The 21,949-nt window shown below is 69.9% G+C and carries 18 protein-coding genes and 1 tRNA gene; 13 read left to right on the top strand and 6 right to left on the bottom strand.

Features of this window, described 5'->3' with window-relative positions:
- The first annotated feature begins 28 nt into the window (after window positions 1-28).
- Together D187_RS44530 and D187_RS44525 are read left to right on the top strand one after the other, a co-directional pair.
- Entirely contained in the window at window positions 29-754 is a 726-nt protein-coding gene (locus D187_RS44530) for an SDR family NAD(P)-dependent oxidoreductase (RefSeq protein WP_002631335.1), read from the top strand.
- 24 nt (window positions 755-778) lie between these two features.
- Window positions 779-1,009, top strand: a complete 231-nt coding sequence (locus tag D187_RS44525) for a tautomerase family protein (RefSeq protein WP_002631334.1) — start codon at window positions 779-781, stop codon at window positions 1,007-1,009.
- A gap of 6 nt (window positions 1,010-1,015) precedes the next feature.
- Here the strand turns inward: D187_RS44525 and D187_RS44520 are convergent, their stop codons facing one another.
- The 3 genes from D187_RS44520 to D187_RS44515 all read right to left on the bottom strand — a co-directional run bounded on the left by D187_RS44520 (window position 1,016) and on the right by D187_RS44515 (window position 2,555).
- Window positions 1,016-1,939 (bottom strand): LysR family transcriptional regulator, encoded by a 924-nt coding sequence (locus D187_RS44520; RefSeq protein WP_002631333.1) that lies wholly within the window; start codon window positions 1,937-1,939, stop codon window positions 1,016-1,018.
- A 121-nt stretch (window positions 1,940-2,060) separates the two neighbouring features.
- Window positions 2,061-2,138, bottom strand: a tRNA-Ala gene (locus tag D187_RS56090).
- Window positions 2,127-2,555, bottom strand: a complete 429-nt coding sequence (locus D187_RS44515) for a DUF3574 domain-containing protein (protein WP_002631332.1) — start codon at window positions 2,553-2,555, stop codon at window positions 2,127-2,129. Before D187_RS44515 ends, D187_RS56090 begins: the two co-directional genes overlap by 12 nt.
- Window positions 2,556-2,635: 80 nt before the next feature.
- On the opposite strand from D187_RS44515, the gene D187_RS44510 reads away from it, so the two are divergent.
- Both D187_RS44510 and D187_RS51330 read left to right on the top strand, forming a co-directional pair.
- On the top strand, window positions 2,636-4,450 hold the full coding sequence (locus D187_RS44510; RefSeq protein ID WP_002631331.1) for an amidase: 1,815 nt from the start codon (window positions 2,636-2,638) through the stop codon (window positions 4,448-4,450).
- A 515-nt stretch (window positions 4,451-4,965) separates the two neighbouring features.
- Window positions 4,966-5,907: a type VI immunity family protein gene (locus D187_RS51330; RefSeq protein WP_051256813.1), complete on the top strand. Its 942-nt coding sequence runs from the start codon at window positions 4,966-4,968 to the stop codon at window positions 5,905-5,907.
- A gap of 5 nt (window positions 5,908-5,912) precedes the next feature.
- Here D187_RS51330 and D187_RS44500 read toward each other — a convergent pair whose 3' ends face one another.
- Window positions 5,913-7,091 (bottom strand): DUF4388 domain-containing protein, encoded by a 1,179-nt coding sequence (locus D187_RS44500; RefSeq protein WP_002631329.1) that lies wholly within the window; start codon window positions 7,089-7,091, stop codon window positions 5,913-5,915.
- A gap of 240 nt (window positions 7,092-7,331) precedes the next feature.
- Between D187_RS44500 and trpS the strand changes: the two genes are divergently transcribed.
- The 7 genes from trpS to D187_RS44465 all read left to right on the top strand — a co-directional run bounded on the left by trpS (window position 7,332) and on the right by D187_RS44465 (window position 16,849).
- Window positions 7,332-8,345: a tryptophan--tRNA ligase gene (trpS, locus tag D187_RS44495; RefSeq protein WP_043434834.1), complete on the top strand. Its 1,014-nt coding sequence runs from the start codon at window positions 7,332-7,334 to the stop codon at window positions 8,343-8,345.
- Between the two features lie 18 nt (window positions 8,346-8,363).
- On the top strand, window positions 8,364-9,230 hold the full coding sequence (locus D187_RS44490; protein WP_002631327.1) for a segregation and condensation protein A: 867 nt from the start codon (window positions 8,364-8,366) through the stop codon (window positions 9,228-9,230).
- Entirely contained in the window at window positions 9,217-10,194 is a 978-nt protein-coding gene (gene scpB, locus D187_RS44485; protein ID WP_002631326.1) for an SMC-Scp complex subunit ScpB, read from the top strand. The genes D187_RS44490 and scpB overlap by 14 nt, the downstream gene beginning before the upstream one ends.
- Window positions 10,195-10,213: 19 nt before the next feature.
- Window positions 10,214-12,256 (top strand): pseudouridine synthase, encoded by a 2,043-nt coding sequence (locus D187_RS44480; RefSeq protein ID WP_002631325.1) that lies wholly within the window; start codon window positions 10,214-10,216, stop codon window positions 12,254-12,256.
- Window positions 12,257-12,297: 41 nt separating this feature from the next.
- Entirely contained in the window at window positions 12,298-14,415 is a 2,118-nt protein-coding gene (locus D187_RS44475; protein WP_002631324.1) for a HEAT repeat domain-containing protein, read from the top strand.
- 1 nt (window position 14,416) lies between these two features.
- Complete coding sequence (locus D187_RS44470) at window positions 14,417-15,958, top strand: cyclic nucleotide-binding domain-containing protein (protein WP_002631323.1); 1,542 nt, start codon at window positions 14,417-14,419, stop codon at window positions 15,956-15,958.
- A 75-nt stretch (window positions 15,959-16,033) separates the two neighbouring features.
- Complete coding sequence (locus tag D187_RS44465) at window positions 16,034-16,849, top strand: hypothetical protein (RefSeq protein WP_002631322.1); 816 nt, start codon at window positions 16,034-16,036, stop codon at window positions 16,847-16,849.
- Window positions 16,850-16,853: 4 nt separating this feature from the next.
- On the opposite strand, the gene D187_RS44460 is transcribed toward D187_RS44465, so the two are convergent.
- Window positions 16,854-18,101: an ArsB/NhaD family transporter gene (locus tag D187_RS44460; RefSeq protein WP_002631321.1), complete on the bottom strand. Its 1,248-nt coding sequence runs from the start codon at window positions 18,099-18,101 to the stop codon at window positions 16,854-16,856.
- Window positions 18,102-18,169: 68 nt separating this feature from the next.
- Window positions 18,170-18,637 (bottom strand): alpha/beta fold hydrolase, encoded by a 468-nt coding sequence (locus tag D187_RS44455; RefSeq protein ID WP_002631320.1) that lies wholly within the window; start codon window positions 18,635-18,637, stop codon window positions 18,170-18,172.
- 432 nt (window positions 18,638-19,069) lie between these two features.
- On the opposite strand from D187_RS44455, the gene D187_RS44450 reads away from it, so the two are divergent.
- A complete protein-coding gene (locus D187_RS44450) occupies window positions 19,070-19,978 on the top strand; it encodes a DUF2381 family protein (RefSeq protein WP_155894021.1) in 909 nt (302 codons plus the stop codon).
- Window positions 19,979-19,990: 12 nt separating this feature from the next.
- Window positions 19,991-21,856: a serine/threonine protein kinase gene (locus D187_RS44445; protein WP_002631318.1), complete on the top strand. Its 1,866-nt coding sequence runs from the start codon at window positions 19,991-19,993 to the stop codon at window positions 21,854-21,856.
- Window positions 21,857-21,949 lie beyond the last annotated feature (93 nt).

Below are 21,949 nucleotides of genomic sequence, written 5' to 3'. Positions count from 1 at the left end.
CCATGTTCGAAAGACAAGGAGCCACACCATGAGCAACGCCAACAAGGTCGTCATCATCACTGGAGCCTCGCAGGGCATCGGCGCCGAACTCGTCAGGGGTTATCGTGCGAAGGGTTGGAGCGTCGTCGCCAACTCGCGCTCGATCAAGCCCGGCACCTTCGGCGACGATCCCCAGGTCCTGACGCTCGACGGCGACGTCGGGGACGCGCGGACCGCCCGGAAGCTCGTCGCCGCCACCGTCGAGAAGTTCGGACACGTCGACAGTCTGGTCAACAATGCCGGCATCTTCATCGCCAAACCCTTCACCGACTACACGGCCGAGGACTTCACGAAGAAGATCGGCGTCAATGTCGCGGGCTTCTTCTACGTCACCCAAGCCGTGATCGCGCGGTTGCTGGAACAGGGCCAGGGCGGCCATGTGGTGAGTGTGACGACGTCGCTGGTGGACCAACCCATCTCCGGCGTTCCCTCGGTGCTCGCCTCACTGACCAAGGGGGGCATCGATGCCGCCACCCGCGGCCTCGCGATCGAATACGCGTCCCGGGGCATTCGCGTGAACGCGGTCTCCCCTGGCATCATCCAGACACCGATGCACGCCCCCGAGACCCACGCGACGCTCGCCGGGCTCCATCCGCTGGGCCGCATGGGGCGGATCGACGAGATCGTCCAGGCTGTTCTCTATCTCGAGGACGCGGGCTTCGTCACCGGCGAGACCCTGCACGTCGACGGCGGCCAGCACGCCGGTCACTGGTAACGCGGTACGAACAGGAGAAGTCCCATGCCATACATCAACGTCAAGTTCACCAAGGGCAGCGCGACCCCGGAACAGAAGGCCCGGATCATCGAGGGAATGACCCAGGTCCTGCGGGAGGTGATCGACAAGGCGCCCTCGGCGACCTTCGTCGTCATCGACGAGGTCGAATACGAGGACTGGGGGATCGGTGGCCTGCCCGTCCTCGAATATTGGAAGCGGACGGGAAAGACGGCGTCCGCGAGCGAGGAGTCCTGAGCGTCCTCAGTCCGCGCAGGCGCGCTGCCGGCGGGCGAACTCCGCCTTGAGTTGGGGGGCGGCGAAGTCGAAGAAGGCGCGAACCTTCGGCACGGACAGCCGCCCCTCCGGGGTGATGAGATGCACCGGGAGCGGCGTGGGCTCGTCCTCGGCCAGGATGATCCGGAGCCTGCCCGCGGCCACCTCATCGGCGATCTGATACGAGAGGACGCGCGTGATTCCGCGCCCCTCCAACGCGGATTCCACCGCCGCCTCCACCGTGTTGACCACGAGTCTCGGTTCGATCGCCACGTGCCGGGCCACGCTCGCGCCGCGCACGGGGGGGAAGTTCCAGGACTCCTGTCCGAACGCGCTCATCTGGATGCAGCGATGGCTCGCGAGATCCGCCGGGCTCTCGATGGGCGCGGCCGAGTCGAGATAGGAGGGCGACGCACAGAGCACCTTGCGCACTTCACCCACGCGCGTGGCGACGAGGCTGGAGTCGGGCAGGTGCGCGATGCGCAAGCCCACGTCGATGCCTTCGTCCATGAGGCTGACGGTGCGATCGAGCAGCAGCAGGCGGGCCCTCACCGCGGGTTGCAGTTCGAGAAAGGCGTCGAGGATGGGACGGAGGATGCGGGAGCCGCTGACGAGTGGGGCGGTGATGGTGAGAAGACCTCGGGGCGCGCCGCGCTCGCCAGCCGCCAGCATGTCGGCTTCCTCGAGGTCGGTCAGGATGCGGCGGCACGCGGCCGCGTAGCGCTCACCGGCTTCGCTGAGGCGGATCGAGCGCGTGGTGCGGTGCAGGAGCTGAACGCCCACGTGGCTCTCCAGGAAGGTGATGGCGCGCGTGACGGTGGCGGGCGAACGTCCGAGGACGCGGCCCGCGGCGGCCAGGCTTCCCTCATCGAGCGCGGAGACGAACACGCGCATGGCGTCGATACGGTCCATGATCATCTTCCTTCACGAAGGACGAACCGCCGCGTGCCGCCAGCACGCGAGCGGATCGTTTTAGAACAGCCGGGAATGGCCCGGAGCCGGGAGCCGAAGGGTCTACCAGCAGTAGAGACCCAGCCCCCGACGGGATTCGAACCCGTGTGCCTCCCTTGCTGGGGAGGTCAGCGCGGGAGTTCGCCGCTCAGTCGAAGGCGACGCACGAGGGCGAGTCGATGCGCAGCACGGACTCCTGGTGGAAGCGCTGCTTGTACTCCTCGCGGATGGCGTTGATGTCCGCAGAGCGCGCGGCGCTGCCATCGTGGAGCAACAGGATGACCTTGCTGTTCTCCTGGACGAGATTGCCGTTGTCCATGAGGTACTGGCCATCGGCGTCGTACACGGTCAACCCGTCCCGGAAGCGGGGGGTGACCAGGGTGTCGACGAAGGCGTTGAACTCGGCGTCGGTGACGGGCGCGTCGTTCTGCCGATTCATGCCGAAGAACAGCTCCGTGCGGTACTGCTCCGAGCCGACGAGGCAGGCACTCTCGGGCACGCCACCACAAGCGGAGAGGCTCAGGCCCAGGGCGAGCACGAGGAGGGGGGACAGGCGCGAGACGGCGGTGAGAGACATGCTTCGGACTCCTGAGGAGGGGAGGAATGCGCTTTATTCCAGGGCCGGGGGCGGCGTCACCCGCCCAGGAGAGGTTTCCCATGTCGGATTCATCACGCAGGTGGTTCTTGACCCAGAGTGTGCTGGGAGTGGCGGGCGCGGTGGTGGCGGGCCGGGCGGAGGCGGCGCCTGCCGACGCGGGAACGGGCGCCCCGGCCCCGGCGGGCTCTCCGCCCGCGTTCGGCACCGCCTCGTCCGTGGGACCGGAGGTGAACGCGGCCACCTTCGAGGAGGCCAGCAAGTTGATGCGCGTCACCCTGACGCCGGCCGAGCGCGCGCAGGCGGCGGGCAACTGGCGCGAGATGATGGCTCCGTTGCTCGAGCGGCGCACGGGGCCGCGCCGGGTGGCGTTGGAGCCGTCGCTGGCTCCCGCGACGCGGTGGGATCCGGCGCTCCCGGGGGTGAAGAGCGCACCCTCGCGCAACCGCTTCGTCCGGAGCAAGGCCACGGGGGCGCCGCTGCCCCAGAAGGACGAGGACATCGCCTTCGCGCCCGTGTCCCAGCTCTCGCGGTGGGTGGAGTCGCGCGCCCTGTCGTCCGAGCGGCTCACGAACATCTACCTGGAGCGCCTGCGGCGCTTCGATCCGAAGCTCGAGTGCGTCATCACGCTCACGCCGGAGCTGGCGCTCGAGCAGGCACGGCGAGCGGACAAGGAGATCGCCGCGGGCCGGTATCGCGGGCCGCTGCACGGCATCCCCTGGGGGGCGAAGGATCTCGTCGACACGGCGGGCATCGCGACGACCTACGGCGCCGAGCCCTTCCGCAACCGGATTCCCACCACCGACGCGACGGTGGTGGACAGGCTGCACCGGGCGGGGGCGGTGCTCGTGGCGAAGCTGAGCCTGGGGGCGCTGGCGCTCAATGACATCTGGTTCGGGGGCGAGACGAAGAACCCCTGGGTGTTGGAGGAGGGCGCGTCGGGCAGCAGCGCGGGACCGGGGTCGGCGACGGCGGCGGCGTGCGTGGGCTTCTCGCTGGGGAGCGAGACGGGAGGCAGCATCGTCTCGCCGTCGATGCGCTGTGGGGTGGCGGGGCTGCGGCCCACGTATGGCCGCGTGCCGCGCACCGGGGCGATGACGTTGAGCTGGACGCTCGACAAGCTGGGGCCGATGGCGCGGGGGGTGGAGGACACGCTGCTGGTGCTCTCGGTGCTCTCCGGCCCCGACGCGGGGGATGGGGCGAGCGTGTCCTCGCGGCTCGACTTCGACGCCACCGCGGGGGTGAAGGGGTTGCGCGTGGGGTACTTCCCCGCGTGGATGGAGCAGAGCCCGGCGACGGACGTGGATCGGGCGGCGCTCGAGACGCTCAAGGGGCTGGGGTTGACGCCCGTCGAGGTGAAGCTGCCCGACTGGCCGTATTCCTCGCTCAACGTCATCCTCTTCGCCGAGGCGGCGGCGGCGTTCGAGGAGCTCACGTTGGAGCACGGCGTGGACGCGCTGGCCATGCAGGTGCCCGACGCGTGGCCGAACCTCTTCCGGCAGTCGCGCTTCCTGTCGGCGGTGGACTTCGTGCAGGCGGACCGGTTGCGGCACAAGGTGGCGCGGGAGATGGCGCGCATCATGGGGGAGGTGGATCTGCTGCTCGTGCCGTCGTTGCGCGAGGAGATGCTCACCGTGTCGAACTTCACGGGCCACCCCTCGCTGACGTTGCGCACGGGCTTCGTCGAGGTGGAGCGGGCGCGGAGCGACTGGGCGCCCAATCCCTCGCGGCCACTGCCCACGTTCTCGCCCAAGCGCCGCGTGCCGCATGGGGTCACGTTGATTGGGCGGCTCTTCGACGAGGGGACGCTGGGCCGGGTGGGGATCGCGCTGGAGCGGGCCTCGGGCGTCGCGGGCGAGCGGCCTCCGGGGTTCTGAGCCCGGCTCGGGTGTTTCCAACCGGTGGTTCACTGACTGAGGAGGTGCGCTGTGTTCACTCGCGCCTCACCCAAGGCGCTCCGCAGACGGTATTGGATTTCACCGAAGCGGGTATTGCTGTCCCCGTTGGCTGCTGCCCGCGGAACTGGCGTACGTGTTGGAGCATGGCGCGGGGGGCCAAGTCGAACTGGCGCGGCGCTTCGCGGAAAGTGGCGAAGAGCACCTGTCTCGCGCCCGAAGACGCTCAGCGGTATAACCCCGAAGTAGCCTGAACATCGCATGAGGAGGTGCCTGCTGTTCTCTCTTCAACCTGGCTCACGCTTCCTTAGAGGCCAGCGCCTGACAAAAAGATGTCCCGTGGCGCTCATTACGCCCGGCGGACTCTGGCAATGGGGCATTGATTGATGACAGGCCAGTACCCCCGACTTCGCCTTCGTGGCATTCCCCCGGGCCCATGGATGCTCCATCAGGAAGAGCCTCCGCGCCAGCGGCGGCAACTGCTAGCACGTGAGGTCGTGCGCATCGTCTTTTACATGCCACACGACCATCCTGAACTCTCTCTCGGGGTGCGCCACGCCATCGACAGCTACATTCACGCGGTGGGTCAGGGTCCCCAAAGCATCAATTACGTCTACTTCTCGCATGACGAGGGCATGCGCCTGGAGGAGGAGCAGTGGAGTTGGGTTCGCCGTCTCCTGGAGACGACGAAGCGCCGCTCATTCCCTGCTGATTACGAACCCTGGGAGCGGAGAGAAATCCAGAAGCGGAGCTATGAGCGAAGGCTTCGCTTCACCGGGGGAGAGGACAGCCAGAATGGCTACCAGCTCGAGTACCGGGCGCGCATCCCCTGGCAGCCCGCTCCAGAGCGAACGATGGCGAGCGTGCTCACGGCCACACTTCCCATAGAGTTCCCCGAAGAGCATGGCCCTGGTCTCGTGCGCCAGTTGGCCCTCGATATGGCTTCCAAGCTGTTATTCGCTTCCGGCCACGTAGGATTGGCCCTTGAGCTCGATTGGTGCCTTCGGCCCGCGGACAATGCCTTTCGCGCCCAGGTTCTGCGCTACCCGGCCATCGATCTGCGAGCGGCATGGCGCCACGAGCGGTGGATGGGCCATCACGTGGATGGAGTTCACTGGCTCAACTTCCTCGGACCTCCCACGCTCACTCAACTCGGAGGCGCAACCGCCTTGAGATCCCGGCTGGACTCCGCCGGGACGACGGTGGTGGAGCTAGACGAGCAGCGCGTCTTGGTCTCCCTCGGAGAGAGGCCGGAGGCGGGGGACCTGGCCACCGGGACGAGCCTTCCCGCCTACCGCGAACTCGCCCGGGTCCTGGAGCCCTGGCTCGAGCCGCTGTTCCTCGAGCAGTGCTGGGATTCCGAGAGAGACCCCCGGTACACGAAGCTTGTCCTCACCGAGGAGGAGGCTCGGCGCTGGTGGCGTCGCTTCCTTGACTGAGACGCTCAGCCCACCACGACGATCGGAACCCCATATGGATCCGTCTTCGTGCGTCCGCGGGCCGCGGTGTCGTCCTGCTCGGGCCGCAGCCGCACGACGCCCGCGGCCATGAGCCGCCGCAGCGCCCGGTACGCCGCCAGCTCGCCCATGGCCGTGTTGCGCAGCACCTCGCGCACGCTCCGGCTGCCGCGCAGCTTCGAGTACAGATACAAGTCGTCCGCCGTCAGCGAGGGCGGGGTGGGGCGGGGCAGGGGCTCGAAGAGCAGCCGCCCATCCAGCGCCAGCACCTCGTCCGCCAGCGCCACCATCAGCCGCACCTCGGCTTCCCGGTACAGCGCGTGCGCCTCGGGAATCGGCGCCCGCTCCAGCGCCTGGGCCGCCACCGCCACCGCCTCCTCGTACTGGCCCGCCTCCACCCGCCGGCGCGCCTGCTCCAGCAGCGCCGCCAGCGCCGCGGCCTCGTCCTGCCTCGGCCCCTGCGTCTGGCGCGGCAGCAGCGCGCCCCGCCGGTACAGCCGCAGCACCCAGCGCGCTCCGTGCACCGGCCCCTCGGGGCTCGCCCCCAGCAGCGCGCCCAGCGTCACGCCCTGCTCGGCCATGCACAGCAGGTGATCCTCCGCCGCCGACGCCGCCTCCAGCGCGAACTCCCGGCACACCCCGAACGTCGTCCCCGGTCCCGCGAAGAGCGTCCAGAACACCTTCCACTCGCGCTGCCGCGTCATCGCGTCCCGGTGCAGCTCCCTCAGCGCCATCCGCGGCAGCTCCACCACCCGGCCCGGCGCCGGCAGCCCCGGCACGAACTCCACCTCCCCGGACTGCCACCCGTAGGAGTCGAACAGCGCCTCGCGCGCCTTGTGCTCCATCGCCTCGAGCAGCTGCGCGCGCTCCACCAGGCCCCGCTCCACCACGAAGGTGCCAAAGGGCACGCCCGCCGTCTCCGCCGCCTCGAAGGCCTGGGCCGCCCGTGGCGCGTCCAGGATGCGCATGCGCGCCAGCACCTGTCCCAGGTGCTCCCGGGGCTCCGTCGAGCTCTCGCCCACCAGGTGCCCGTCCCGGAGGAAGAACTGCCGCCGCACCGCCCCCCGTTCCACCTTCAGCGTCCCCTCGAGCCCCGAGGCGTCGACGAACGCGGGCATCAACAGCGACAGCCCATAGCTGGCCAGGTTGCCCTTGAAGCGCTCCATGCCGTGGACTTCCTTCTTCGCGAGAGACGAGAGTGTCAGGGTAGCGGAACGCGGAGTTCTCCTCAACCCGTTGAATTCACACACCTTTTGATGTCGTCGCGAGGACGCACAATCCTCCCCTCCGTCTGGGCGGCGGGCAGGCTGGGGGGGCGGGTTGCCCGCACCCGCAGGAAAGTTGCAGGGGGGCCAAGGGTGTGCGAACCAGGGCTGTCACCCCTTTCGATTATAGGCGTGGGAGTCATGCGGATTCTTTCAGGCGTGCAGTCCTCGGGTCGGTTGCACATCGGCAACTACTACGGCGCCATCCGGCAGTTCGTGCAACTGCAGGAGCAGGGCGAGGCCTACTTCTTCATCGCCAACTACCACTCGCTCACCACGCTCCGGGATCCCCGTCAGGCGGAGACCTACACGCGCGAGGCCGCCATGGCCTACCTGTCGCTCGGGTTGGATCCCAAGAAGGCGGTGCTCTTCCGCCAGAGCGACGTGCGCGAGGTGCTGGAGCTGTACTGGCTGCTCGGCACGGTGGTGCCCGTGGCCAACCTGGAACGTGCCACCAGCTACAAGGACAAGCTGGCCAAGGGCATCAGCGCCGACTTCGGCCTGTTCGCCTACCCGGTGCTCATGGCCGCCGACATCCTGCTCTACAGCCCGGACTTCGTGCCGGTGGGCAAGGATCAGATCCAGCACATCGAGTTCGCGCGCGACTGGGCGGTGAAGTTCAACCTCACCTACGTGCCGGGCTACGATCCGCAGGATCCGGACGGCAAGGAGAAGGGGCACGCCCCCGGCCTGCTCAAGCTGCCCGCGGCGCGTGTGCAGGAGGACACCGCCACGGTGCCGGGCGTGGACGGACAGAAGATGTCCAAGTCCTACGGCAACACCATCGATCTCTTCGGTGACGAGAAGGAGCTCAAGAAGCGCATCATGGGCATCAAGACGGACTCCACCCCCGTGGAGGCCCCCAAGCCCACCGAGAACGCCCCCCTGTACGATCTGCTCAAGCTGATGCTGCCCGCGGACCGCTTCGCCGAGGCGGACGCCTCCTGGCGCGCGGGCGGCAAGGGGTATGGCGACTACAAGAAGCTGCTCCTCGCGGCCTTCCTCGACACGTTCGGACCGGCCCGCCAGCGCTACACGGAGCTGCAGAACGATCCGGCCGAACTCGAGCGCATCCTCCAGGATGGCGCCGAACGGGCCCGCGCCGAAGCCACCCGGTTGTTGCAGCGGGTGCGTCGCGCCGTGGGTATTCCCTGAGCTCGTGAAGGACCTCGGGTGAGCACAGGCGGTCCCAGCGATCCTCCCTCCGAGGAGCTGCTCGACGCGGACGTCCCCCGTACGCCGGGTGACGCCTTCCGCATCGCCTTGCCCAATTTCGAGGGGCCGCTCGATCTGTTGCTCCACCTCATCAAGGAGCACCGGCTCGACATCTTCGACATCCCGCTCGCGCTCATCACCGAGAAGTACCTCGAGTACCTGGAGCGCATGCGGGAGATCAACCTGGACATCGCCGGGGAGTTCCTGGTGATGGCCGCCACGCTCGCCCACCTCAAGAGCCGCATGCTGCTGCCGCGCCAGGACGTGGCCGAGCAGGCGGTGGACGCGGTGGCCGAGCTGCAGCAGGAGGAGGCGGGCGACCCGCGCGAGGAGCTGGTGCGCCGGCTGCTGGAGTACCAGAAGTACAAGGATGCCGCCGAGCAGCTCGCCCGCCAGGACATCCTCGATCGGGACATCTTCCCGCGCCGCGTGCCCTTGGAGGCCGTGCCCATCCCCGAGGAGGAGGTGGGGCTGCAGGAGTTCAGCGTCCTCAAGCTCATCGAGGCGTTGGACCGGGTGATGGAGCGGCTGGCGCCCAAGCTCCAGCACGAGGTGGTGCGTGAGAAGGTGAGCCTGTCGGACGCCATGCGCCGCATCGCGGAGAAGCTCTCGGCGGCGGAATCCTGCACGTTCGACAGCCTGTTCGAGGAGCAGCGCACGCGTCAGGCGGTGATCATCACCTTCCTGGCCATCCTGGAGATGGTGAAGCGGCGGCTGCTCAAGGTGAGTCAGGAGGAGCCGCTCGCGGCCATCCTCCTGCGGCCCAACGGGGATGCACTGAGGAACCTGCTCCCCACGGAGATGGACGAGAGTGACTACCGGTAACGAGGGCCCCGGGGATCCCGGGGACAAGCCAGCACGTGGCTCGGGAGGGCCGAGCCCCTTCACCGAGGAGGAGATCGCCGCCGTCACCGGCCCCGGCGACGAGGACGACCTGGAGGACGCCGACGTCGCCACCATCGAGGCCGACGAGGCGCCCGACCTCCAGTCCTCCTTCGAGAAGCTGCTGCTCAAGAGCCGCAACCTGTCCACCGAGCGCATCCGCACCATCGTGGAGAGCGTGCTCTTCGTGGCGGACAAGCCCTTGGATCTCAACCAGCTCTACGAGGCCACGGGCATCGACCGGGAGAAGATCCAGGAGGCGCTCAACCAGATCTCCGGCATCCACCGCGACGGCATCAGCGGCGTGGTGCTCTACGAGGTGGCGGGCGGCTGGCAGTTCCGCACGGATCCCCACTCGGCCGAGTACGTGCGGCGCTACCTGCGCGTCAAACCCCAGCGCCTCACGCGCGCCGCCGTGGAGACGCTCGCCATCATCGCCTACCGCCAGCCCGTCACCCGCCCGGAGGTGGAGGACATCCGTGGCGTGGACTGCGGCGCGGTCATCAAGGCCCTGCTCGACCGCAAGCTGATCAAGATCCTCGGCAAGAAGGAGGAGGTGGGCCGGCCCATGTTGTACGGGACGACGCGCGAGTTCCTCGAATTCTTCGCCCTCAAGGACCTGTCCGCCCTGCCCACGCTGCGTGAATTCCACGAGCTCACGCAGGAACATCAGGAGATTGTGGAAAAGGAGCGCCCGGCTGCACCCCCCGCCAGTGGTACGGTGGAGGCGCTGGCGGATCCGGAGTTCCAGAAACGGATGGAGAAGAGCGTGGCGGCTTCCGAGGCCGCGCTCGAGGAGTTGGAGGAGGCCATGAATGCCGCGGAAAAGACGCAGCAGGCCGCCACCAGCCTCTTGAACCCGACCCCCCCGCCCACCGAGGGCGGCTCGGGGTCCGAGCCCGGTTGACGGGCGGAAGGTGTAGGACATGGCGGCAGAACGTTTGCAGAAGTACCTCGCGCGCGCGGGAGTGGCCTCGCGTCGGCACGCCGAGGAGCTCATCACCAGCGGGCGCGTGACGGTGAACAACGAGAAGGTCACCGAGCTGGGCTCCAAGGTGTCCCCGGGAGACCTGGTCATGGTGGACGGCTCGCTCGTCACGCCGCCCGAGGAGAGCTCGTACTTCCTGCTCTACAAGCCGGTGGGCGTCGTGACGACGCTGTCGGATCCCCAGGGCCGCCCCACGGTGGCCAGCTATATCGAGCAGACGGGCAAGCGGCTCTTCCCCGTGGGCCGGTTGGACTACGACGCGGAAGGGGCGCTGCTCGTCACGGACGATGGGGCGCTCGCGCACAAGCTCACGCACCCGAGCTTCCAGGTGCCGCGCACCTACCTGGCCAAGGTGAAGGGCTCGCCGGACGCGGCCACGCTGGACAAGCTGCGCGGCGGCGTGCGGCTCGAGGACGGCATGGCGACGCCCCTGTCCGTGGACGTGTTCGAGCGGGCCGAGCGCAACACGTGGCTCAAGCTCGTGGTGGCCGAGGGCCGCCCGCACCTCGTCAAGCGCCTGTGCGCCGCGGTGGGCGCTCCGGTGGTGCGCCTGTACCGGCCTTCCTACGCGGGCGTCTCCGTCGACACGCTGCGTCCCGGCGAGCTGCGGCCGCTCTCCGATTCCCAGGTACGCCAGTTGCAAGAGGTGGCGGATGGCAAGGCCACGCCCGCGGACAAGGAGCCGAAGCTGCCTCCCCGGCGGCATGGGCGCTCGGCGCCGGGCTTCGAGGGGGATGCGGACGATGACGACGAGGTGAGCGAGGAGGCGGCGGCGCCGCGGCGCGAGGAGCGCAAGCCGGCGCGGGCCCCCGCGGGCCGTCCCGAGCGTCGGGAGGCCGGTCCGCGAGAGGGCGGCTCTCGGCCAGCGTTCCGGAGCGCGGCCGGTGGCCGTGCCGAGCGCAACACGTGGACGCCTCGGGAGGATGAGCAGGAGGCGCCGAGCGAGGAGCGGAGCGAGCGTCCCGCGCGCAAGTCCTTCGGAGCGGGCGCCGAGCGCGGTGAGCGTCCGGCCCGCAAGCCCTTCGGCGCGGGCGCCGGGCGCGGTGAGCGGCCCGCGCGCAAGTCCTTCGGAGCGGGCGCCGGGCGGGGCGAGCGGCCCGAGCGCAAGTCCTTCGGGGCGGATGCCGAGCGCGGCGAGCGTCCGGCCCGCAAGCCTTTCGGGGCAGGGGCCGGGCGGGGCGAGCGGCCCGAGCGCAAGTCCTTCGGGGCGGATGCCGAGCGCGGTGAGCGTCCGGCCCGCAAGCCTTTCGGGGCAGGGGCCGGGCGCGGCGAGCGTCCCGAGCGCAGGTCCTTCGGCGCGGATGCCGAGCGTGGCGAGCGTCCGGCCCGCAAGCCTTTCGGGGCAGGGGCAGGGGCCGGGCGCGGCGAGCGTCCCGAGCGCAGGTCCTTCGGCGCGGATGCCGAGCGCGGTGAGCGTCCGGCCCGCAAGCCCTTCGGCGCGGGTGCTGGACGCGGCGAGCGTCCCGAGCGCAGGTCCTTCGGCGCGGATGCCGAGCGCGGCGAGCGTCCGGCCCGCAAGCCTTTCGGGGCGGGAGCCGAGCGCGGCGAGCGTCCGGCCCGCAAGCCTTTCGGGGCGGGAGCCGAGCGCGGGGAGCGTCCTGTTCGCAAGCCTTTCGGGGCGGGAGCCGAGCGCGGGGAGCGTCCTGCTCGCAAGCCTTTCGGCGCGGGTGCTGGGCGCGGCGAGCGGCCCGAGCGCAGGTCCTTCGGGGCCGATGCCGAGCGCGGTGAGCGTCCAGCCCGCAAGTCCTTCGGCGCGGGTGCCGGGCGGGGTGAGCGGCCCGAGCGTGGATCCTTCAATGCGGATCCGACCGCCGAGCGCCGGGTTCCCGCCCGGGCTCCTCGGTCCGGACCGCGCGGCGACATCGGTGAGAGGCCCGCTCGGAAGACCTTCGGAGGAGCGGGAGGCTCGTTCGGCAAGGCCCGCCCCCCGCGTGAGGGTGCTGGGGCGCCCAGGGGGCGAGGGCCCCGTAAGGGTCGCTGAGTTGGGCGCTCGCGCGCGCCGCTGATATAACCCGCCGCACGATGCGAACCGGCGCGCGCCCCCTCTTCGTCGTCCTGGCCCTCCTCGTGTCCTCCGGGTGCAGTGGCAACAGGGATCAACTCCTGGCGGATCTGCAGAGCCCTCGCCCCGAGGTGCGAGCGCTCGCCGTGAAGAAGCTGGCCGAGGAGTCACGCTCCGAGGATCTCGCCCTCTTCACGCGCGCCGCCAAGGACATGGCCGCCATCGTCCGGGGCGAGGCCGCCGCCGCGCTCGGCAAGAGCCAGGATCCCCGCGTGGTGGATCTGCTCGGCGAGCTGCTCGAGGACTCCGACGTGGACGTCCAGGGCAAGGCGGCCATGGCGCTCGCGCAGGTGAAGAACGACAAGGCCAAGGCCTACCTCACCCTGCAGTACGGCCGCCGCGGCCGGCAGACCCGGCAGGTCATCGTCCAGGCGCTCATGCAGGCGAACGTGCCGGGCCCCATGGCCGAGGTCGTCGCCGCCGAATCCAAGGGCATCTGGGAGCGCAACCTGCTCACCCTGTCCGAGGGCTCGCTGCCCGAGCGCGTGGGGGCCGCCGAGGAGCTGGGCAAGAGTGGCCGCCCCGAGGCCTTCAACCGGCTCCTGCCGCTGGTGCGTGACAGCCAGGTCGTCCTCGCCGCCGCGGCGGTGCGGGGCCTGGGGGACCTGGGTGACAAGCGCGCCGCGCCCGCCATCCTCCCCCTGTTGGACGAGAGCTTCCCCGAGCTGCGCGAGTCCGCCATCACCGCGCTCGTGCGGCTCCAGGAGCCCCAGGCGATCGTCCGGTTGCAGGCCGTGGCCGGGGAGAAGAGCGCGGTGAGCCCCCTGGCCATGGACGGCCTGCTGGAGCTGCCCCGCCAGCCCCAGACGGACGCCGCGCTGTGCGCCGTCGCGCTGGACGCCGTCACCGCCGACGCCATCCGCGTCGCTCGCGCCATGCGCGATCGCGGAGGCTGCCCGCTCGAGCCCATCGCCGAGCGGCTGTCCCGCCTCCCCACCGCCGCCAGTGGACTCCAGGCGGTGGTGGGCCTCGGCCCCTCCGCCAAGGAGCTGCTCCCCAAGGTGCTGCCTTTCGTCTCCCAGCCGGAGGCCTCGCTGCGCGCGCTCGCCGTGGACGCGGTCGCGGCCATCGCGGACTCCTCCTCCGCGCCCGTGCTGCAGAAGGCCTATGAGCAGGAACTCGCCGCCGTGAAGGCCGCCCGCCAGGACTGGATCTCCCAGCCCCTGCCCGAGAAGTACGGCCAGGGCTTCGATCCCAGCCTGCCGGCCGCCACCGAGGCGGACCGCGAGGCGCTGACGAAGGAGAAGCAGTCCGGCCTCATGTCGCGCGTGAAGGCGCTCAACGCCGCCAAGGCACGCGAACTGGGCCGGCCGCTGGTGCAGCCGCGTCCCCCCTCGGAGCTCTTCGACGACGTGGATGCCTCGCGCCTGGAGCCCCTGGCCGGACTGTTGCGCGCGCTCGGCGCCGTGCGTGCTCCCGGGGCGATGGAGCTGCTCAAGGGCTTCACCCAGGAATCCAGCGTGACGCTGCGCACCGCCGCCCTGGTGGGCCTCACGCGGCTGGGGCCCGAGGGCGTGGCCGCCGCCCGGGACGGCATGTTCGATCCCGACCGGGAACTCATCAAGGCCCTGGCCCGGGCGCTCGCCGAGCAGGGCGAGGCCGGTCAGGCCGTCCTGGTGGAGCTGCTGCCCAAGATCAGCAACGAGAAGCTGGTGTTGCTCGACGCGCTCACCCACACCGGGGCGCCGCCCTCCGCGGTGGAGGCGTTGAACACCGTGGTGTCCGAGGGCGGTCCCGAGTCGGTGCTGGCCGCCACGCTCCTCGGCCGGCTCAAGGCGAAACAGGCCGTGCCCGTGCTGGTCAAGGCGCTGGAGGAGCCCACGAGCGTCGGCCGCCGGGAACTGCTCACCGCGCTCGGGGAAGTGGGCGATGGCTCGGTGGCCGAGGTGGTGGCGCGCGACCTGTACCATGATCTGCCGGAGATCCGCGCCGCGGCCGCCGCCGCGCTGGCGCGCACGGGCACGGGGGAGCAGGCCGGCGCCCTGGACGCGCTCAAGGGCGACTACTACCGCCGGGTCCGCGAGGCCGCCACGTTCGCCCTGTCGAAGACGGCGACCGCCGCCGAGGGCTCCCGCTGATATGGAGGCCCGGCGGCTCAGGGATCAGGCCAACGAGGCGATCGCCAGGGGCCGCTTCGGCAAGGCCGCCGAGCTGCTCGAGGCCTATTGCGCGCTGGAGCCCCAGGATCACCAGTCGCGGCTGCGCTTGGGCGACACCTGGGTGAAGGGCGGAGATTCGCGCCGCGCCATCCTCGCCTACCAGGCCGCCGCCGAGGGGTTCGCCCGCGAGGGCCTCCTGCCGCGCGCCATCGCCACCAGCAAGCGCATCCTGGAGCTGGATCCCTCCCATCAGGGCGTCCAGCACACGCTCGCGAGCCTCTACGCGCGCCGGGGCGGGACGCCCGTTCCCCCAGCGCCTCCCGCGCCCCCGCCCCGGACCGCGCTGTTCATCGATCTGCCTCCCGAGATCGACGAGGCCCTGGAGGCCTCCCTCCCCGAGCGACCCCCCCCACCGCCCGCTCAGCCGCCCCCGCCTCCATCTCCGTCTCCGCCGGGCCTGCGCCGGCGCACGATGGAAGTGCCGGCGATCCGCACGCCCTCCGAGGCACCGCTCCCCCCCGCGGCACCGGTGCCCCCCGAGGCGCCCCCGAGTGCGTCCTTTCCGGAGCTCGTCATCGAGGCGGACTCGCTGCTGCATGCCGTGGAGCTGGCGGCGGCGCATGCGCCCGGGCGCGGGGGAGGCGAGGAGCCCGTGTCGGCGCCCCCCATGGGCGAGCGGGCGCTGCCGGAGATCCCCCTGTTCTCGGACCTGCCGCGCGAGGCCTTCATCGCGCTCTTCGAGCGCTGCCCGCTGCGCCGCTTCCCCGAGGGCGCGCGCATCATCGAGCAGGGCAGCCGGGGCAATGCCTTCTATGTCATCTGCTCGGGCCGCGTGCGCATCGTGCGCGAATCCGACGGGACGACCCGCGAGCTGGCCGTGCTGGGCGAGGGGGCCTTCTTCGGCGAGATGGCGCTCCTGTCCGGGGCGCCGCGCTCGGCGTCGGTGGTGGGCGCCGCCGAGGAGACGCAGGTGTTGGAGATCTCCGCCCCGGTGCTCGGGGATCTCGCGCGCCTCAATCCCCAGGTGGCGCGGGCGCTGCGGCGCTTCTGCCGGCAGCGGCTCCTGTCGCAGGTGATGAACACCTCGGCGCTCTTCCAGCCCTTCGGGCGCAAGGACCGGCGCGAGCTGGTGGAGCGCTTCCGGGCCCGGGAGGTGCGCCGCGGCGAGGTGCTCATCCACGAGGGCCAGAGGGTGGATGGCCTCTACGTGGTGCTCTCCGGCGAGGTGGCCGTGAGCAAGGGGGGCCAGCCCCTGGCCCACCTGCGCGAAGGCGAGCTGTTCGGCGAGATGTCCCTGCTGAACAAGACGCCCGCCACCGCCACGGTGACGGCGGTGCGCAACGCCTCGCTGTTGCGGCTGCCCCGCGAGGACTTCGACACCCTCATCCTCACCCACCCGCAGGTGCTCGTCCTGGTGTCCGAGCTGACCGAGGCCCGTCAGCGCAGCACCGAGGTCCTCCTCGGCGGGAGCGCCACGGACGCCCGGCACACCCAGTCCTTCGAGGATCTGGTCCTCGTCTGAGCGGCTTCGTCGGGTGCTCGCCAACCGTTGCGCCCGCTACTGGGTAGGCGCGGGGATCCAGGGTATGTGTGATGCATGACGCGATGCGCATTCATCGGACTCCTGGCGTTTCTCCTCGTGGGCTGTTCATCGCGGAGGCTGTCGGGCTCCGCGCTGAATGAGGTGCGGAGGCCCGCGTTCATCTCACGCATCGAGCTGCGCGCGGGTCCGCACAGCCACGTGTTCCACGACGGCTCCTACCGGGACAAGTTGAAGAAGCTGGGGCCCCAGGAAGCGGATCGCCGGCTCGAGGCGAAGCTCGTCTCGTCGATGACGCGCTTCGAGCTGTCCGAGCGCCTGCGGGTGATGACCTTCCGGCAACTGCCGCGGGAGGCGCCGTGGCTGAACACGGTGGATCCGGCGCACGTGGCCACGGTGCTGGAGAGCTTCCTGGTGGAGGAGGTGCCCGCGCTGTCGCCGGACTACGATCTGCTCAAGACGCTGCGCGCGGACACGGTGGTGGAGTTCGTCATCCAGGACTACGGCATGCGCAGCAAGGGGGGCCGGGCGGGCGCGTACCTGCGGGGCTACGCGCGGATGTTCTGGCTCGAGGGGCGCTCGGAGCTGTGGCGGCACCCGTTCGACCTGGACGAGGTGGACGGGGGCGTGGAGCACCTGGATCCCTTCAAGGTGGGCAAGACGCCCGCGCTGTTCCGCGAGCGGATGACGGACCTGGTGGACGTGCTGTCCTCGCGCTTCGCCGAGGATCTGACGCCGAAGGAGCGCAAGGCGGGGGTGCCGCCGCGGCCGGACGCGGGACCGGAGACGGAGTCGCCGGGCCAGGAGCGGCCGGTGCCGGTGAAGCCCCGTCCCCCGGAGCTGCCGCCCGGGGAACTGCCGGATCCGGATTGAGGACTCAGAACAGCGCGTGCTCGGCGAGCAGCACGGCGAGCGCGAGCACGAAGCTGACGAGGGTGATGGGCAGGCCCACGCGCAGGTAGCCGAGGAAGCTCAGGGAGACCTTGTCCCGGGCGGCCTCGAAGACGATGAGGTTGGCGACACTGCCCACGAGGGTGAGGTTGCCGGCCAGCGTGGAGCCGAGCGCGAGCACGTGCCAGCCGAGCACCGGCTCCTGGAGGGTGGGCACCCAGGGGCGCGCGAGCATGACGAAGGGCACGTTGCTGAAGAGGTTGCTGGCCACGAGGGTGAGTCCGGCGAAGCCGAGCGTCTCGCGCCAGGGGGGGCCGGACATGAAGGGGGAGAAGAGGCGGTGGATGTCCTCGGCCCAGCCGGCCTGGTTCACGCCGAAGACGACGACGAAGAGGCTCGCGAAGAAGAGCAGCAGCACGTAGTCCACGCGCTCGAGCGCCTCGCGGGGGGACACGCGCCGGGCGAGCGTCATCACCACGGCGGCGCCGGCGAGGGCGCTCCAGCTCATGGGCAGGCCGGCGAAGAAGGCGGCGACCACGCCGAACAACGTGACGAGCGTGAGCCCGAGCAGGGGCCGATCCACGGGGACGGGAGGGGGATGGGTGGAGAAGCGCTCGTGGGAGAGGTCGTGGCGGAAGATGTAGAGCAGCCCGGCGATGACGACGGCGGTGGAGACGATGGCGGGCAGGGCCATGTAGGCGGCGAACTGGGCGTAGGGCAGCTTCGAGGCGCCCTGGATGAGCATGTTCTGGGGGTTGCCGGTGAAGGTGGCGACCGAGCCCGAGTTGGACGCCATGCACACGGCGAGCAGGTAGGGGATGGGAGGCAGGCGCGCGTCCTCGACGACGACGAGGACGAGCGGGGTGAGCATGAGGCAGACGGTGTCGTTGACGAGGAAGGCGGAGAGGAAGGCGCTGGTGGCGGCGACGGCGACGAGCAGGAGCCGGGGGGTGTGGGCCTTCTGGAGGGCCCAGGCGCCGGCGGCGCGGAAGAAGGAGGCGCGTGACAGGTAGTCGGCGAGCAGCATCATCCCGAGCAGGAGGATGAGCGTGTCCATGTCGACGGCGTGAGGGGAGCCCTCGTTGGAGCCGAAGAGCTGGGAGGGAGCGACGACGCCCGCCACCACCATGAGGACGGCGCCCACGAGCGCGCCGCCAGGGCGGTCCAACCGGGGGTAGGGGAGGCGGACTCCGGCGATGAAGACGTAGGTGAACAGGAAGATCGCGAGGGCCAAGGCGCGCGGGACAGTAGCCGACGCTGGACTGGCGAGAAACCTACTTCCGTCCACCCACTTCGCCTTGACTACCAAAGAGAGTTGACGAGCGTGGGGTGACGCAACGCCAGCTGCAGTGCCACCCCTCCACCTTGGGAGTAGCCCATCACATCCGCGCGCTCCACCTTCAGGGCCCGCAGCAATGCCGCGGCGTCATCGCCGAACTGCTCGTAAGACATCTTCCGCGAAGTGTCCGCGGTTCGCCCGTGGCCCTGTTGATCAAAGACAATCACCGAGCGCTTCGCGGCGAAGGCCGCCACCCAAGGCTTCATTGAGTCGGTGGATAAGAAAGCTCCAGGAATCAACAGCAACGGAGCTGTCTTGGACTTGCCCAGCTCTCCGTACACTTCGTAGTAGAGTTTCAAGCCGTTGATGGGCAGATGGCCACTGCGTGAAGGGCTCGGTCCTTGCGGCTTGGACGGTGGAGGCGACGACTCCGCGGCCCACGCCGTCACCCCCATGGCAACAATTCCCATCACCACCATTTGTCGAACCATCCGGCTGGCCTCCTCGAAAGAGAGAGCACCGCTTATGCCCCAGCAGACACGGAGCGTCGACGACTCACTTCCGCGGTGTAGAGCACTTCACATCGTCAGGACGGCGGGTCGAAAACATCCCCGTTTGAAGCACTCTCATCGCGACCAGGGTCAGCAGAGCCAGACAATCGAGCATCCGCCAGACCATGGGCAAAAGAACGACAGAGGTTGCGCGTTGAGGGAGCGCCTCCATTCAGAAGCAGGCGGCGGGAAATAGAGGCTGAACGACGCGTCAACGCGGGCCATTTCGTGCGTACAGCATCCACCTGTCAGCATGCTGTTCAAGAGTGGGGAGAAGAGGCTCCAGCCCTTGTTCCAGTTCAGTGGAACAGCACCTCCACGGTTGGGATCTTCTTCCGACCGCCCTCGTCGTACCGCAAATGGTGGTGCTGCATGCGACATCTGCTACGGTGGACTCAGGAGGTATCCACCCTGACCCGACTTCTCCCGTTGCTCTCGCTCGCGCTCCTGTTGATGGGAGCCACCGCGGGAGCTCAGCCCCCGTCTCCCGCCCGCGAGCGCCAGGAGCGCCGCGTCACCCTGCCCAGCAACCCGGACGAGCCAGGCCTGGAGGTGCGCGTGGCCGCCGGCGTCACCACCTACCTGCGCTTCGATGCCGCCCTGGACAAGGCCGCGGTGGAGGTGGAGAGCCGTACCTTCCGCTTCACCTGGGTGGACGTGGGAGACACCCTCGTGGCCCTGGAGCCCTCGGTGGACTTGGGGGCCGAGGAGAAGCTGGTGGTGCGGGTGCGCTACCGGGACGGGGCCTCCCCGGCGAAAGCCACGCTCGCGCTGGTGACGCGCCCCGGGGTGGTGGACAAGGAGGTAGAGGTGGTGCGCCGCCCGCGCACGCTCGAGGCACTGGAGGCGGAACTCGCAGCGCTCAAGGCCCATGTCAGGGCGAGTGGACCCGCCGGGCTCGTCTTCTCGGGGCGCCTCAACCGCCAAGGTGTGCGGGGCCGACGCCTCGAGGATATCCGCACGACTATCCAGAGTGGGTTGGAGTACGCGACAGGCGAGGGCTACCGCGCCGCCCGCTGGGCGCTCGCCGTCGTCCGCGTGCGCAACCTGCCAGGGCAGCCACCGTGGGTGCCCGGCTCCGTGCTCCTTACCCGGCTGGACGGCACCCCGGTGAAGGTGCTCTCCGTGGACATGGACAAGGCGCAACTGGCTCCCGGTGAGGAGGGCCTCGTGGCGGTGGAGACGGAAGCGCCTTTCTGGAACGCGGAGGACCTCCTTCGCCTGGAGATCGTGGACAAGAGCGGCACCCGGCACCTTTCCATCCCCAACGTGAAGCTGTAGGAGCGACGACGCATGACGACGCATGCCTTGCACCCGGACCAGCTCAAGCCCGGTGACCTGGTGGGGCCCTGGCTCATCACCCAGGTGCTGGGCCGCGGCGGCTCCTCGCGCGTCTTCAAGGTGGAGCGCGACGGCCAGCCCTACTCCATGAAGGTGGCGCTCCGCCCCCTCTCCGACTCCCGGGCGCACCTCTTCGAGGACAAGTACCCGGAAGAGGCGTACGTGGAGGAGAAGAACACCTACCGTCGGCTGGCGCGCGAGGCCGCGGCGCTCTTCACCTACTCCTCCCACCCCAACCTGCTGCGCGTGTACGGGGTGGACTTCTGGCCTAGTCCCAGCACGGGCTACCCCTTCCTCGTCACCGACTACGTGGACGGGGATACCTGGCATGAGTGGCGCTGGCGCACGCCCCCGCACGCCACCAAGCTGGTGAGTACCTTCAGTGACGTGGTGCGCACCGTGGGCGTGCTGCACGCGCGCGGCGTCTACCACCGGGACTTGAAGGCGGAGAACATCCTCATCCGCCGCGCGGACGGGCGTCCCTTCCTCATCGACTTCGGCACCGCGCGCCTGCCCGGTGCTCTCACCCAGACCATGGGCCTGCCCGAGGGCGTGCTGCACCTGCTGCCGCCGGAACTGCTGGCCTACGCGCGCACCGAGGCGTGGAAGCGGGGCCAGCCCTTCCAGGGCGGTGCGAGCGCGGACCTGTACGCCCTGGGGGTGTTGCTCTACCAGGCCCTCACGGACCTGCATCCCTTCGATCCGGAGCTGCCAGACAAGGAGCTGTTGGCGGTCATCGCCAGCGTCCCTCCGGTGGCCCCGCACCTCCTCAACCCCCTGGCACCACGCGCCTTGAGCGACATCGCCATGAAGCTGCTGGAGAAGCGGCCCGAGGATCGTTACCCCAGCACCGAGGCGTTGCTCCAGGCGCTGGAGGCGGCCGCGGAGAAGGGGAGTACCTCCCCCGCATGGAAGGTGCCGCTCTTTCCCGCTGAGGAGAGCCTGGCGGAGCAGGAGGAAGAAGTGGCGCCTTCGCCGAGGTTGCTGGCGCCAGAGCCCAAGGGGCCTGAAGAAGAGCGACCGCCACTGCCCATCGGCGAGGGACGGGGCGCACAGCCGGAAGGCGCGAGCACGGCTCCGGAGGTGTCCCCGCCTTCAGCCGAGGAGCAGGCGAGGCCCGCGCCCCCTGCTGCCGCCATCCCTCCGCGCCGCGCCTGGGGGACCCAACTCCTGCTCGGTGCCGTGGGCCTTGGCGTGTTCGGCCTTGCCTTGTGGCTGGTGCTCTCCACACTCGCGCCCCCGCCCGAGGCGCTGCTGCCCGGGCCTCGCCGTTCCGCGAAAGGAAGTCCGCCCGTGCCCACCGCTCCTCGTTCCTCTTCCTCGAGTCTCCTCGCCGCCTGGTTGTGCGCCACCGCCGGGCTGGGGTGTCCCGCCGCGCAGGTGAAGCCTCCGCAGCCCACCGACTGCCCCCAGGAGGCCACCGAGGCCATGTCCCAGGAGTTGAAGGTCAGGCAGGGCAGTCCGCTCGAGGCGATCATCGACATCAACCAGCCCGGCAAACCCGGCGAGGAAGGCGTCTACCGGGACGGCCCCATTATCAGCCGCATCACTCGGGGGGATGGCAACCTGCCGGTGGGGACGCTGCTCCATGGCCAGCTCTGGACAGGCCCCGGCATCGACGAACTCTGGGATAACGAAAGGCTGCCGGCCGTCATGGGTCGCTACACCCAAGCCATCCTTCCGGATGGCCGGAAGTACCCCGTGTGCATCGTGCTGGGCGACGTGGACGGACGGATCGCCATGGAGGAGGGCTCCAAGCCGGGGGCCTTCATCCTTGGCCGGAACGTGCCGGTGAGCGTCGTCTGGCGCTGGCCGTGAGACATGGCCCTCGGAGCTGCCCTGGTTGTCTCGACGAGGCGGCTCCTCCCCAAGCCAGTTTGAGTAGGTCCTGTCAGGGGGTACGGCCGGAGT

This window comes from Cystobacter fuscus DSM 2262 (assembly GCF_000335475.2).
Classification (GTDB): Bacteria; Myxococcota; Myxococcia; order Myxococcales; family Myxococcaceae; genus Cystobacter; species Cystobacter fuscus.
Note: the sequence above shows the minus strand (reverse complement) of the source record. Positions and strands in the feature narration are given on the sequence as shown.